Origin of the sequence: Klebsiella sp. CN_Kp075, from assembly GCF_040065055.2 — a bacterium.
Classification (GTDB): domain Bacteria; phylum Pseudomonadota; class Gammaproteobacteria; order Enterobacterales; family Enterobacteriaceae; genus Klebsiella; species Klebsiella aerogenes.
This window is the reverse complement of record NZ_CM198050.1, coordinates 3489383-3503482: the sequence shown is the minus strand read 5'-3', so window position 1 is coordinate 3503482 and position 14100 is coordinate 3489383. Positions and strand designations below refer to the sequence as shown.

Below are 14100 nucleotides of genomic sequence, written 5' to 3'. Positions count from 1 at the left end.
ATGTCACTGATTAGTATGCACGGCGCCTGGCTTTCGTTCAGCGATGCGCCGCTGCTGGATAACGCTGAACTGCATATCGAAGATAACGAACGCGTCTGCCTGGTAGGGCGTAACGGCGCCGGCAAATCGACCCTGATGAAAATCCTCAACCGCGAGCAGGGGCTGGACGATGGGCGTATTATTTATGAACAGGATCTGATCGTCGCGCGTCTGCAGCAGGATCCTCCGCGTAATGTCGCCGGTACGGTGTACGATTTTGTCGCGGAAGGTATTGCCGAGCAGGCGGCGTACCTGAAGGCCTACCATGATGTTTCGCATCAGGTGATGACCGATCCGAGCGACAAAAATTTAAATGAACTGGCCCGCCTGCAGGAACAGCTGGATAACCTGGGGCTGTGGCAGTTAGATAGCCGTATTAATGAAGTGATCGAGCAGCTTGGCCTTAACGCCGACGCGCAGCTGGCGTCGCTCTCCGGCGGCTGGCTGCGTAAAGCGGCGCTGGGTCGCGCGCTGGTCAGCGGGCCGCGCGTGCTGTTGCTGGATGAACCGACTAACCACCTCGATATCGAAACTATCGACTGGCTGGAAGGGTTCCTCAAATCCTTTAAAGGCACCATCATCTTTATTTCGCACGACCGTTCTTTCATCCGCAATATGGCTACGCGCATCGTCGACCTCGATCGCGGCAAGCTGGTGACCTATCCGGGCAATTACGATCAGTATCTGCTGGATAAAGAAGAAGCGCTGCGCGTCGAAGAGTTACAGAATGCTGAATTCGACCGCAAGCTGGCGCAGGAAGAGGTGTGGATCCGTCAGGGGATTAAAGCGCGCCGTACCCGCAACGAAGGCCGCGTCCGCGCGCTGAAGGCGATGCGTCGCGAACGCGGAGAGCGCCGTGAAGTGATGGGCAGCGCGAAGATGCAGGTCGAGGAGGCTTCTCGCTCCGGCAAAATCGTCTTTGAGATGGAAAACGTCAACTATCAGGTTGACGGCAAAGTGCTGGTCAAAGATTTCTCCGCGCAAATCCAGCGTGGCGACAAGATTGCGCTGATTGGCCCGAACGGCTGCGGTAAAACCACGTTGCTGAAGCTGATGCTCGGCCAGCTACAGGCCGATAGCGGGCGTATTCACGTCGGTACCAAGCTGGAAGTCGCCTACTTCGACCAGCACCGCGCGGAGCTGGATCCGGATCGGACGGTGATGGATAACCTTGCGGAAGGTAAGCAAGAGGTGATGGTTAACGGTAAGCCGCGTCACGTGTTGGGCTATCTGCAGGACTTCCTGTTCCATCCAAAACGGGCGATGACTCCGGTACGCGCGTTGTCCGGCGGGGAGCGTAACCGCCTGCTGCTCGCGCGCTTGTTCCTGAAACCCAGTAACTTATTGATCCTCGATGAACCGACTAACGACCTTGATGTCGAAACGCTGGAGCTGCTGGAAGAGCTGATCGATGGCTACCAGGGCACCGTGATGCTGGTGAGCCACGATCGTCAGTTTGTCGACAACACCGTGACCGAGTGCTGGATCTTCGAGGGCGGCGGCCGTATCGGCCAATATATCGGCGGTTATCACGACGCGCGCGGACAGCAAGCGCAGTCGCTGGCGAATAAACAGACGATTGTAAAAAAACCGGCGGAAGTCGCTCAACCGAAAGCAGAAAGTGTCAAACGCGCCGCCAGCAAACTAAGCTATAACCTGCAGCGCGAACTGGAACAGCTGCCGCAGAAGCTGGAAGATCTGGAAACTCAACTGCAGACGCTGCAGGAAAAAGTTGCCGATCCTTCGTTCTTCGGCCAGCCGCATGACCAGACCCAGCAGGTGCTGGCGCAGTTAGCGGAAGCGGAACAGGCCCTGGAAGCGGCCTTTGAACGCTGGGAATATCTCGAAGGACTCAAAAACGGCGCTTAAGCTGAGGAGTGTTCATGTGCGATCATCATCATGCTGCGCGGCACATATTGTGCCCACAATGTGATCTGCTGGTGGCTTTGCCGCCGCTGGAGCATCGCCAGAAAGCCGCATGCCCACGCTGCGGCACCACGCTCACCACATCGTGGGACGCGCCGCGGCAGCGTCCCACGGCCTATGCGCTGGTGGCGCTGTTCATGCTGCTACTGGCAAACCTGTTCCCTTTTGTGTATATGAAAGTCGGCGGGATCAGCAGCGAAATTGAGCTGCTGGAAATACCAAACGTGCTGTTCACCGAGGATTACGCCAGCCTTGGTACGTTCTTTTTACTGTTTGTCCAACTGGTCCCGGCGTTTTGTCTGGTGACCATCTTATTGTTGGTCAATCGCGTTCATATGCCTTCACGCTTGAAGGCGTTTCTGGCGCGGATTTTGTTTCACCTCAAAAGCTGGGGGATGGCCGAGATTTTTCTCGCCGGGGTGCTGGTCAGCTTCGTTAAACTCATGGCCTACGGTGATATCGGCGTTGGACTGAGCTTTGTTCCCTGGTGTCTGTTCTGCCTGCTGCAGTTGCGGGCGTTTCAGTGCGTCGATCGCCGCTGGCTGTGGGACGATATTGCGCCAATGCCGGTCATCAAGCAGCCGCTGCGCCCTGGCGTACCGGGGCTGCGTCAGGGTCTGCGCTCCTGCTCGTGCTGCACGGCGGTGCTGCCAGCGGATGAGAAAGAGTGTCCGCGCTGTCACACCAAAGGTACCCCGCGGCGTAAAAACAGCCTGCAGTGGACGCTGGCGCTGCTGATGACGTCGTTTGTGCTCTATTTACCCGCCAATATTCTGCCGATTATGATTACCGATCTGCTGGGCGATAAAATGCCGTCGACAATCATGGCGGGCGTCGTTCTGCTGTGGAGTGAGGGCTCTTACCCGGTCGCGCTGGTTATCTTTATCGCCAGTATCATGGTGCCGACGTTAAAAATGATCGCTATCGGCTGGCTGTGCTGGAGCGCGAACGGAAACGGCGCGCGTGATTCAGAGCGTATGCACCTGATTTATGAAGTGGTTGAATTTGTTGGCCGTTGGTCAATGATCGACGTTTTTGTCATCGCGGTACTCTCGGCGCTGGTGCGCATGGGAGGCTTGATGAATATCTATCCGGCGATAGGCGCGGTGATGTTCGCGCTGGTCGTTGTCATGACCATGTTCTCGGCCATGATGTTTGACCCACGTCTATTGTGGGACCGTGAACCAGATCCAAGCCATGAGGAAATGCAACAGCATGGAAAATAAGAGCGGAGAAGCGAAAGTGCAGAAGGTGAAGAACTGGTCACCGGTCTGGATCTTTCCGATTGTGACTGTGCTCATCGGCGCATGGATACTGTTTTACCACTACAGCCATCAGGGGCCGGAGGTGACGCTTATTACCACCAACGCCGAAGGCATTGAAGGGGGTAAAACGCGTATCAAGAGCCGCAGCGTTGATGTCGGGGTGGTGGAAAGCGCTATCCTGACTGATGACCTGAAACACGTAGAAATTAAAGCGCGTCTGAACTCGGGGATGCAGAAGCTACTGCATAAAGATTCGGTGTTCTGGGTGGTGAAACCGCAGGTGGGGCGCGAGGGGATCAGCGGCCTCGGCACTTTGCTTTCCGGCGCCTATATCGAATTACAGCCGGGTAAAGAAGGCTCTGTCGCGCCGCAGTATCCGCTGTTGGATTCGCCGCCACTGGCTTCACCGGATGCCAAAGGTATCCGTGTTTTGCTGGAAAGTAGCAAAGCCGGGCAACTCTCGCCCGGCGATCCGGTGCTGTTCCGCGGCTATCGCGTTGGTTCGGTTGAAACCAGCACCTTTGATACGCAGAAGCGCCGCATCACTTATCAGCTGTTTATCAACGCGCCGAACGACCGTCTGGTGACCACTAACGTTCGCTTCTGGAAAGATAGTGGTATTGCGGTTGATCTTACCTCTGCGGGAATGCGCGTTGAGATGGGATCGCTGTCGACGCTGTTTGGCGGCGGTGTAAGCTTTGATATTCCGGAAGGATTGGATCTCGGCGAGCCGGTGGCGAATAAAACGGAATACCACCTGTTTGACGATCAGAAGAGTATCCAGGATTCGGTGTTCACCCAGCATATCGATTACGTCCTGTTCTTTAAAGATTCGGTGCGTGGTCTGCAGCCGGGAGCGCCGGTTGAATTCCGCGGTATTCGCCTTGGTACCGTCGGCAAAGTACCGTTCTTTATCCCCGGTTTGAAACAGAGCCTGAACGATGATTATCGTATTCCGGTAGAAGTGCGTATTGAGCCGGAACGTCTAATCAACCAGCTGGGCGGCGACCCTAACATTCGCGCGCATATTGACGATCTGATCAACCGCGGCCTGCGCGGTTCGCTGAAAACCGGCAACCTGGTCACCGGGGCGCTGTATATCGATCTCGACTTCTATCCGAAAGCGCCTCCGCGCGGCAAGATTCAGGAGTTCGGCGGCTATCCGATCATTCCAACCGTCAGCGGCGGTCTGGCGCAGATCCAGCAGCGTCTGATGGATGCGCTCGATAAGATTAACAACCTGCCGATTAACCCACTGCTGGAGCAGGCGACCAGTACCCTGGCGCAGAGCCAGAAAACCATGCAGCGTGTCCAGACTACGCTCGACAACTTGAATAAGATCACTTCAAGCCAGTCGATGCAGCAGCTTCCTGCCGATATGCAGAGCACGTTGCGCGAGTTGAATCGCAGTATGCAGGGCTTCCAGCCGGGCTCGGCGGCCTACAATAAGATGGTTGCGGATATGCAGCGGCTGGATCAGGTGCTTCGTGAACTGCAGCCGGTACTGAAAACCCTCAACGACAAGAGCAATGCGCTGGTATTTGAGGCCAAGGATAAAAAAGATCCGCAGCCGAAGGGAGCGAAACAATGAAAAAGTGGTTAGTGGCGGCAGCGGTATGCGTACTGACGGCCTGCAGCAGCGGTGGTGAGAGTAAAACTTACTATCAGTTACCGGTAGCAAAGAGCGGCGCGCAAAGCGCCGTCAACCAGAGCAAGAATTTGCTGTGGGTTGAGCAGGTCAGTATCCCTGATTATCTGGCCGGCAATGGCGTGGTTTATCAGACGACCGATGTGCAGTATGTGATTGCTAATAACAATCTGTGGGCCAGCCCGCTGGACCAGCAGTTACGTACCACGCTGGTGGCGAATCTGAGTAACCAACTGCCGGGCTGGGTGGTGGCATCGCAGCCGTTAGGCAGCGAGCAGGATACGCTTAACGTCTCCGTAAGCGGTTTCCACGGTCGCTACGACGGCCGGGTTATCGTTAGCGGTGAATGGCTGCTTAAGCATCAGGGGCAGTTAATTAAGCGTCCGTTCAATATTGAACTTAAGCAACAGCAGGATGGCTACGACGCGATGGTTAAGACCCTGGCGCAGGCCTGGAGCCAGGAAGCCACCGCGATTGCGAGTGAGCTGAACCGCCTGCCATAAGTAAAATTAATACAATACAAGCCGCCGCGACCTGAAAAATCGCCGCGGCTTTTTTATTTGCCGCGTCAGGTTGATAGTTGTGCTGGCTCACGATTTTTGTACAAATGAACTTTCATATAGCTCACAAATATGACACTGGCGTGAATTTTGCGCATTGACGCTGCCTGCGTTTCGCGGTAAAGGTTATACGTGGTTGCATATTTAGTGACCACTGTTTTCTTTTCCACCAGATCAAATAATGAGGGAAACGAGGCATGAAGAGACAAAAACGAGATCGCCTGGAACGGGCACATCAGCGTGGATATCAGGCCGGCATTACCGGCAGATCGAAAGAAATGTGTCCCTACCAGACCCTTAATCAGAGGTCCCATTGGCTAGGAGGTTGGCGAGAAGCCATGGAGGACAGGGTGCAAACTGCCTGACTGTCTCTTTAAAAAAGAAGCCTTCGCTCTGCGAAGGCTTCGCCTTTTGTACTTCAGGACCTTTTGTACTTCAGGATAAGTACGGAAGGTAAATCAGAACGCGGAAGTATCCTGGAACAGACCGACTTTCAGGTCAGTTGCAGAGTAGATCAGACGACCATCAACCAGCACTTCGCCATCCGCCAGGCCCATGATCAGGCGACGGTTTACAATGCGTTTGAAGTGGATACGATAGGTGACTTTTTTCGCCGTCGGCAGAATCTGACCGGTAAATTTCACTTCGCCTACGCCCAGCGCGCGGCCTTTCCCTTCGCCGCCCAGCCAGCCCAGATAGAAGCCAACCAGTTGCCACATTGCGTCCAGACCCAGGCAGCCAGGCATTACCGGGTCGCCGATGAAGTGACAACCGAAGAACCACAGGTCCGGGTTGATGTCGAGCTCAGCTTCAACGTAACCTTTGTCGTAGTTGCCGCCGGTTTCGGTCATCTTGACGACGCGGTCCATCATCAGCATGCTTGGCGCCGGCAGTTGCGGGCCTTTCGCGCCAAACAGTTCACCACGACCAGAGGCAAGAAGATCTTCTTTTGTATAGGATTCGCGTTTATCTACCATGTTTTCAGTAAGCCTTATTTTGAGTTCGGGACGCAGGATAGCTAACACGTGTAAGCTGAACAAGTCCGATCAGTTCGAATTTGATCCGCCTAACCAGCGTAGCGGCCATGGAAAACGATGGCGAGTCTCTTGTTGCATCGCCTGCGCAATCCGTTCCTGAATAGTTTGTCGTAGCGTTTGTCCTTCGCCATCCCATTGCAGCTGGGTGAGAAGCGGCAGGGCTTCGGTAACGTCGTCAATGGCCCAGATAAAGAACTGCTCGTCAGCCACTGCCTGGCGAAGTTCCTGGGCGAGGCTCAGATGACGGACGTTGGCAGACGGGATAATGACGCCTTGCTTGCCTGTTAATCCGCGCTGCTGGCAGATAGTGAAGAAACCTTCAATCTTTTCGTTCAGACCGCCGACCGGCTGGACGCGACCGAACTGATCGACCGAACCGGTAATCGCAATACTCTGGTTAATCGGCACATTGGCCAGCGCGCTGATGAGAGCGCACAGCTCGGCCATTGAGGCGCTATCGCCATCCACTTCGCTGTAGGACTGTTCGAAGGTCAGCGATGCGCTAAACGGCAGCTGCTGTTCAAGTTCAAGCTCGGACATGATAAACGCCTGCATGATCATCATGCCTTTGGCGTGAATATTGCCGCCGAGTTCAGCTTTGCGTTCTACATCAATGAATTCGCCGTCGCCGATATGCACTACGCAGCTGATGCGCGAAGGTTCGCCAAAGGCGCGTGGGTGGCCTGGAAATTCGATTACCGACAGGGCGTTGATCTGACCGATGCATTCGCCTTCGGTATCAATCATGATCTGATCGAGAAGAATTTCATCGCGCATCCGCTCGGCAAGATAGCCTTCACGCCATTCACGGCGCTCAAGCATGGTTTGCATCTCCGCGCCGCTAATCCATTCGCCTTCGCAGAAGACTGCCGCTTCACGCAGCTGGCGGCTAATCCAGAGAGGGGAAAGCGGAAGCGTCTCCTGATCGCCGGTGTCTCGAGCGCCTTCTGCAATCAGCAGCGGCCATGCGTCTGCCGCCGGCCCCGGTAGCGAAAGCTGGCGAGCATTTTGCCAGACCCACTGACACCAGAGTTTCAGGGTGTCAGCATCGGCTATCTGCAGGTTGTCTTCATACTCGCTATAAATGGCCTGCGAGGCGAGTTCCGGTTCCATCTCCTGGAAATCAGCCAGCGCATCGCGCTCGCCGATCAGAATGATCCTCAGGTTCAGCGGCATGGAGGGAATGCTAACGGGAAGAGGGCGGGATTCGTCAATAGACAGCCAGTCAAAGCGCTGACGGGTCACCATGTTCTTCAGGCGCATCCACAGCAGCGGCTGGGCCAGCAGCGCGCGCAGGGAGAGCAACAGGACGCCGCCGTTCGCGCGATGCACCAGGCCCGGTTGCAGCGAAATTTCGCCGTTAAACTGGCGTACGCAGCCAAAGAGCTGTTCCGCTTCAATCCAGTCTGCGGATTCAACCGGACCGCTGCTGGCAAAATTGTCTTCCGCGCTTTGGGCTGGCGACAGGGTTACGTTGCCGCCGTTGACCTGATAGCGTACACCGAAGAGCGCTGTTGTGGGTTGCTGCAGGCTGCGGGCGGCTTCGGCTACCCAATGCAGATATTCCGGTTCTTCCGGCGCCTTTACCAGCATAAAAGATGAAATGGCTGGCGTGATCAGAAGCTGTTCCAGCGCATAAAATAAACGGGGCTGTAGATCGCCGGCGAGGGATGCCTCTGCCTCGGCGAGATTGACCTGGGTAAACAGCGCCTGATAACTTTCCGTATCAGGAGCGAGGTCGTTTCGGGTAAGTTTCGTAATGGTCAAAGTCGCTGTTTTTTAGTCAGATGTAAAACGAGCGATTATACCCGATGCCGCGTCTGAGCACACGGAGGATTGCGTTTATCACGTTGATAATGGAATCGTCCACATCACGAAAGATGATTTATTCTCAGCACATCCAGAAAAAACTGATATCCTGAAATGAGTTACACGGTCACATTGAGATCGCAATGAAATATCAACAACTGGAAAACCTTGAAAGCGGCTGGAAATGGAAATATCTGGTAAAGAAGCACCGGGAAGGTGAGCTGATTACCCGCTACATTGAAGCCAGCGCTGCGCAAGCCGCGGTCGATGTCTTGCTGACGCTCGAAAATGAACCTGTTCTGGTGAATACCTGGATCGATCAGCATATGAATCCGGAGCTGGCTAACCGGATGAAGCAGACTATTCGCGCACGACGCAAGCGTCATTTTAACGCCGAGCATCAGCATACGCGGAAAAAGTCCATCGATCTGGAGTTCGTTGTCTGGCAACGCCTGGCCGGGCTTGCCCAACGGCGAGGAAAGACATTATCAGAAACCATCGTACAGCTGATTGAAGACGCCGAGCATAAAGAAAAATATGCCAGCAAGATGTCGAGCCTGAAGCACGATCTGCAGGTGCTCTTAGGAAAAGAGTAAGTATTGTCGCGACGTTGCTTGTGATTTTTCTTTTTGAGCTCAAAATCAGGCCAAAAAAAACCCCGCATCAGCGGGGTTTTTTATCGTAGAAAACTTAAGCCTGCGGCTGAGTTACTACGTCTTTGTAACCTTTAACTTCGATCGCTACGCGACGATCCGGAGCCAGGCAGTCGATCAGTGCAGCGCGAGCTTTCACGTTGTCACAGGTGTTGCCGGTAACCGGATCAGATTCGCCCATACCGCGAGCAGAGATCTTGTTAGCCGGGATGCCTTTAGCTACGAGGTAGTCAACAACGGACTGAGCACGTTTCTCAGACAGTTTCTGGTTGTACTGCTCGGAACCGATGCGGTCGGTGTAACCCAGAACAACTGCAGAACCGTCTTTCGGGTCCATGTTGCTCAGCTGGGTGTACAGCTGATCCAGAGCCTGCTGACCTTCTGGTTTCAGAGTTGCTTTGTTGAAGTTGAACAGTACGTCAGACTTCAGGGTGAAGGTCTTGGTGGTGACTTCTGGAGCCGGAGCCGGAGCCGGAGCTACAACCGGTGCATTGTCTTCCTGACCGAAACGGTAGGAAACACCAACGCTCAGCATGCCGTTGTCCGGACGAACGCCTACAGTGCCTGCGTCGCCGATGTTGTTAACCCACTGGTATTCCAGACGGGTAGCGATGTCACGGGTCATTGCCCACTCAACGCCGCCAGCGAATACTGGGGAAACGCCGGTGTCGTGGTTGTCGCCAGCGATGCTGTTGCTGGAGTCAGCGCGCCATACCATGCCGCCCAGACGGGTGTAGATGTCCAGATCGTCAGTGATCGGGTAACCCAGTTTAGCGGTCAGCTGAACGCCCTGAGCTTTGAATGCGCCGTTAACTTTGTCGCCTTTGTAAGGCATACGGCCCAGCCAGTCGTAACCCATTTCGAAACCGAGGTACGGGTTAACCTGATAACCACCGAACGCACCAGCGCCCAGCTGGCTTTCGTGGGTCGGGCCATTGTTGTTCAGGTTGCTGTTGTACCAGCCGGTGTCATGGAACTGGGACCAACCCAGTTTACCACCTGCATACCAGGTGTTATCTTTCGGAGCGGCCTGCGCTACGGTAGCGAAGCCAGCCAGTGCCACTGCAATCGCGATAGCTGTCTTTTTCATTTTTTGCGCCTCATTATCATCCAAAATTCGCCATGATGGTACATAAGACCTCACGGTTAAATCCTTCACCGGGGGCGTGACTCGTTGTTAACTATGCTGATACATGCAGCGTAAGCCGATCACCCCTGGCGATGTAAAGTCTACAACTTAGTTAGAAACTTACAAGTGTGAACTCGGTCAGGCATATGAAAAAAAAGGGTTGTATACACAATATTTAACAAATATGGTTAATTTGTGAACACGGTAAAAAGTCGCGAAACCGCACCACACCGGGATCTCTGTGAAATTAACCACTTTACGAGAATGGTTTTTGATGAGGCAAAAAAAATTCCAGGATTAATCCTAATTTCACTCAATGATATAAATTTGAGTGAATTTTTAGCCCACTTAATTGTCTCCCAGGCTGGCTTGTATTTCTCACCGGGCGCATGATAAAGCCCATCGCATGACCTTCTTCTGCGGCGAGCGCCAGGCGTTCATGCTCTTGTTCAGTAAGTTCATCCGTCAGCCAGCCAATAACCACGCTATAATTCCCGGTACGTAAAGCGCGAATCATCGATTCCAGAGTGTTGCAGGGCGACATCTGGTTAATTTGCATCACTTTTGATAGCGGCAGGCCGGATGATTGTACCCATTCTTTACTCAGCTTCTGCTGCGGCGTGAGCCACAGTTGCCAGCGCGACTGCTGGCCCAACTGTTGTAATAAAGGTAGCAACAAAAGCTGCGTCATCATGGGTTGATCTTCGCGATAGACGATTTCACTAATCAGCCCAGTGGCTGAATGTTCGACGACGCTGTGCGAAGGGCGACGTACTGAAGCCGAAGTCAGTGGTGAACGATTTGCGTGAGCTGAAGTAAACATAGTCTATCTCGCCTGTGAGTTACTGTATGCATATACAGTATATCCGCCAGGGGTTAACGTCAACCTCATTTTCCCACTTTTGCATATATTTTATGCACTCTACCCGGCTATGAATCAGAGCCGCGGCGACTTGTTTATATGAATTCACTGTCTCCATGCTGAAGCCGCAGGAGATATTTCCCTCTATTTATCTTTGCTTCACGGCTACCGGGCATGATGTCGATGGGGCCGATATGCTGTTTATCAATTAACATTGCTTAAGTATTCAGCGAGTCTCTGCAACACGATTTGCAGAATAACTTTTTCCTGAAAGCGCCTCGCAAAACGGCGAGCTGGTTGAAATGAAGCCAAAATTCATCTTGCTGCACAAAACGAACTCACTTATTTTCTTCAATAACGGATCCGTTAATAAAAATTACTTTTATATGCATGATTACCAAAGGAATGATCATGAAGAAACTATCAAAATTACGGTTCCTCCAGTTTCAGGAGTGCCTTTCTCCCTTAGGCAAAATCAGTAGCCGGCCTCTATTTGGCGGTTACAGCCTGGCGATAGAGAATACCGTGTTTGCCATGGTGGCCGAAGGCGAAATCTATCTTAGAGTGTGTGAGCAAAGCGCAGAATATCGCGTCGAGCATCATAGCCCAATGTTAACCATGCGCAAAAATGGTCGGCCGGTAGCGCTAAAATATTACCGTATAGATGAAGCATTATGGCAGGACAGTAAAATGCTGTTTCACCTCTCGGAGCTGTCTTTGCATACGGCGCGTAGCGAAAAGCAGCATCAGCGTGATTCCGGCAGGCTAAAAGATTTGCCTAATATTAGTTTCCACATGGAATTGATGTTGATTCATGCCGGAATAACCGATGTGAAAATGCTGCGTACAATTGGTGCGGAAAAAAGCTGGTTAAAATTGAGGGAGCATAATAAAGGGATATCAATCAATGTCCTTGAGTCCCTGGCGGGCGCGATTGCCGGCACCCATTCCGCCGCGCTCCCGGCGCAGCGGCGCCAGGAGCTACGGGAGTGGGCTAATACGCAAGGGTACGGCGTGGAGGATTATTCTGGTTGACCGGCAATCCGGCGCTGCAGGCGACATATTTCCGGCAGCAGTGCGAGCAGTAGCCCAATCTGCTGCAGGACCAATGGTTCTTTGCTGTCGGCTCGCGGTTCCAGGTGTTGAATACGTGATTGCAGGTTGCTGAGCGCCTGCTGAACGCGCTGTTCGTCCGCGGGAGAATGATGCAGCGCATCATCGACGTAGCAGACGGCATCATCGAGTAACGCCAGTATTTCCGGCGTCGTCAGTTTCTCCCTGTGCGCCCCCAACGCGGAAATATAGCTGGTAAACGTATGGTTAAGGCACAGCAGGCGGAATGCGGTTTCACGCATTGTGTTGTCGGCTTTTGGCTCTGTGGATAAATTGGATACCACTGATGCCAGCTCGCTATCCCGGTTATGTGCATTACGTCGGGCGACGCGATACTCAAGACGGTTGTCGCGCCCCTGATGGTACTGCTCAAGAATAGCGTCCAGATAACGGCAGTTAGCGTTGATAGCCTGATCAAGTACCCGAGGTAAATTACGGAAGTTCCAGTCTGGCCAGATAAAGGTCACTGCCGCCCAGGCGATAGCGCAGCCGATTAATGTATCGAGGATACGCGGTAAAGCGACTTCGAATCCCTCGCCCAACAGGTTAAAGCACAGCAGTACCAGCAGCGTGATAAACATAGTGGCATGCGCATACTGGACGTTGCGAAAGGCGAAAAACAGCACACCGGTTAGTACAATGAGCAATAGCTGGCCTTCGACCGAGGGAACCAGCAGCAGCACCGGTAGCCCGATAGCGACCCCTACCAATGTCCCGATGATCCTTAACGCCAGGCGATGCCGGGTAGCGTTATAGTTCGGCTGGCAAACAAACAGGCTGGTCAGCAGAATCCAGTAACCGTGGTTGAGGCCGGTAAACTGAATGAAGGCATAGCCCGCGCACAGCACCAGTGACATGCGCACCGCATGGCGGAAAAGCGCCGATTCCGGCGTCATATTGCTGCGCAGCCGTAGCCAGATATCGCTAAAGCCGCTGGGGCGATCGTCTGCAAGCAGGTTTTCGGGATGGTTGCTGGCCAGCACGCTGGTTTGCACCGATTCGATGGTTGCCAATTGCGCATCAATGGCGCGTAGGTTATTGAGTAGAAAACCCAGCGCTTTGACCTGATCTTGCGGCGCGCCGCTGGCGCGAACGCGATCCAGCGCCGCGTCAAGATGCATAAAGGCGCGTTCAAAATGCGCATCATGCTGATACGGAACGCGTAAGAGGATGGCGCGGGAGAGTTTCTGACACGCCTGCGCCTGCATCGACAGCATCCGCTGGAAACGGAACATCACATCGCTGTAGCGGAAATGGTCGCGAAGCGTCTGATACTGAATATGCGACGAGCTGGCACGCTCATGAATGTCCTGAGCGACGAAATAGTACTGTAGGGTACGACGAGTACCGCGCTGCCCGCGGTCGCCGCGCAGGCGCGTCAGTAAAGACGCTTTCGTTTGGTTCAGCATCGCAACCAGTTTGCCGTTGGCGAGCGCCAGATCGTACAACGGCGCCTGACTTTCATCTTCGATATCCGGATCGAACAACCGTGATTTAAGTTCAAGATACTGCGCCAACTGTTCATAGCTGCGCGCAAGGTTATCCTGCAGCGGACGAATGGGGAAAATAAGATGACCGGCGAGTGTTAATACGTTGTACCAGATGGCGCCAGCCAGCAAAAAGAGCGGCTGCAGGTACCAACTGTTATACAGAGTGACCCCTAACATGGTGTAGATAGCGATCAGTAAGGCGCCGAAAGCAATGGTGGCATAGCGTTGACCCAGACCGCCGAGCAAGATAAAGCCCGTCGTGGACAGGGTTAAGCCTATAGCAAACAGCCACGGCCACGGAAACAGTAATTCCACCGATGCGGAAGCAATAAAGAAGCAGACCAGCGTAATGGCGAGATTACGTAGCCGCCCGGTGAGGCGATCGTCGAGGTCGGTCAACGCCGCGGCTACCACCCCGAGCGTTAACGGGATCGTGAGTTTGACTTCGCCAATCCACCACGGCGCGACCGTGGTGCCACAAAGCGCAATAAATATCCTGGCGTTATATAACCAGGCGCTATTCCATGTATAACGGCGGAGCAGGGGGCTTAACATAACAGTGATCCGTA

General features: G+C 53.7%; 12 protein-coding genes. 7 read left to right on the top strand and 5 right to left on the bottom strand.

Annotated features, from left to right (window positions below):
* The 5 genes from ABLV78_RS16855 to rmf all read left to right on the top strand — a co-directional run bounded on the left by ABLV78_RS16855 (window position 1) and on the right by rmf (window position 5803).
* Window positions 1-1908 (top strand): ABC transporter ATP-binding protein, encoded by a 1908-nt coding sequence (locus ABLV78_RS16855; RefSeq protein WP_045395648.1) that lies wholly within the window; start codon window positions 1-3, stop codon window positions 1906-1908.
* Between the two features lie 14 nt (window positions 1909-1922).
* Complete coding sequence (gene pqiA / locus ABLV78_RS16850; RefSeq protein ID WP_032711301.1) at window positions 1923-3191, top strand: membrane integrity-associated transporter subunit PqiA; 1269 nt, start codon at window positions 1923-1925, stop codon at window positions 3189-3191.
* On the top strand, window positions 3181-4821 hold the full coding sequence (pqiB, locus tag ABLV78_RS16845; protein WP_042892880.1) for an intermembrane transport protein PqiB: 1641 nt from the start codon (window positions 3181-3183) through the stop codon (window positions 4819-4821). The genes pqiA and pqiB overlap by 11 nt, the downstream gene beginning before the upstream one ends.
* Entirely contained in the window at window positions 4818-5381 is a 564-nt protein-coding gene (pqiC, locus tag ABLV78_RS16840) for a membrane integrity-associated transporter subunit PqiC (RefSeq protein ID WP_015367436.1), read from the top strand. Before pqiB ends, pqiC begins: the two co-directional genes overlap by 4 nt.
* A gap of 254 nt (window positions 5382-5635) precedes the next feature.
* Window positions 5636-5803: a ribosome modulation factor gene (gene rmf, locus ABLV78_RS16835; protein WP_015704906.1), complete on the top strand. Its 168-nt coding sequence runs from the start codon at window positions 5636-5638 to the stop codon at window positions 5801-5803.
* A 93-nt stretch (window positions 5804-5896) separates the two neighbouring features.
* On the opposite strand, the gene fabA is transcribed toward rmf, so the two are convergent.
* Together fabA and ABLV78_RS16825 are read right to left on the bottom strand one after the other, a co-directional pair.
* The gene (gene fabA / locus ABLV78_RS16830; RefSeq protein ID WP_015704907.1) at window positions 5897-6415 is read right to left on the bottom strand and encodes a bifunctional 3-hydroxydecanoyl-ACP dehydratase/trans-2-decenoyl-ACP isomerase; all 519 of its coding nucleotides are present in this window, start codon (window positions 6413-6415) and stop codon (window positions 5897-5899) included.
* 69 nt (window positions 6416-6484) lie between these two features.
* Window positions 6485-8242 (bottom strand): AAA family ATPase, encoded by a 1758-nt coding sequence (locus tag ABLV78_RS16825; RefSeq protein ID WP_047045638.1) that lies wholly within the window; start codon window positions 8240-8242, stop codon window positions 6485-6487.
* Between the two features lie 185 nt (window positions 8243-8427).
* Here ABLV78_RS16825 and matP point away from each other — a divergent pair, with 185 nt between their 5' ends.
* A complete protein-coding gene (gene matP, locus ABLV78_RS16820) occupies window positions 8428-8880 on the top strand; it encodes a macrodomain Ter protein MatP (protein WP_015367432.1) in 453 nt (150 codons plus the stop codon).
* A 94-nt stretch (window positions 8881-8974) separates the two neighbouring features.
* Here the strand turns inward: matP and ompA are convergent, their stop codons facing one another.
* Both ompA and sulA read right to left on the bottom strand, forming a co-directional pair.
* Entirely contained in the window at window positions 8975-10027 is a 1053-nt protein-coding gene (gene ompA / locus ABLV78_RS16815; RefSeq protein WP_080473199.1) for a porin OmpA, read from the bottom strand.
* A 352-nt stretch (window positions 10028-10379) separates the two neighbouring features.
* Window positions 10380-10889, bottom strand: a complete 510-nt coding sequence (gene sulA, locus ABLV78_RS16810; protein ID WP_020079240.1) for an SOS-induced cell division inhibitor SulA — start codon at window positions 10887-10889, stop codon at window positions 10380-10382.
* 450 nt (window positions 10890-11339) lie between these two features.
* Between sulA and ABLV78_RS16805 the strand changes: the two genes are divergently transcribed.
* Window positions 11340-11963: a TfoX/Sxy family DNA transformation protein gene (locus tag ABLV78_RS16805; RefSeq protein WP_047045642.1), complete on the top strand. Its 624-nt coding sequence runs from the start codon at window positions 11340-11342 to the stop codon at window positions 11961-11963.
* On the opposite strand, the gene yccS is transcribed toward ABLV78_RS16805, so the two are convergent.
* Window positions 11951-14086, bottom strand: a complete 2136-nt coding sequence (gene yccS, locus ABLV78_RS16800; RefSeq protein ID WP_047045644.1) for a YccS family putative transporter — start codon at window positions 14084-14086, stop codon at window positions 11951-11953. The two genes, ABLV78_RS16805 and yccS, sit on opposite strands and share 13 nt — an antisense overlap.
* Window positions 14087-14100: the final 14 nt, after the last annotated feature.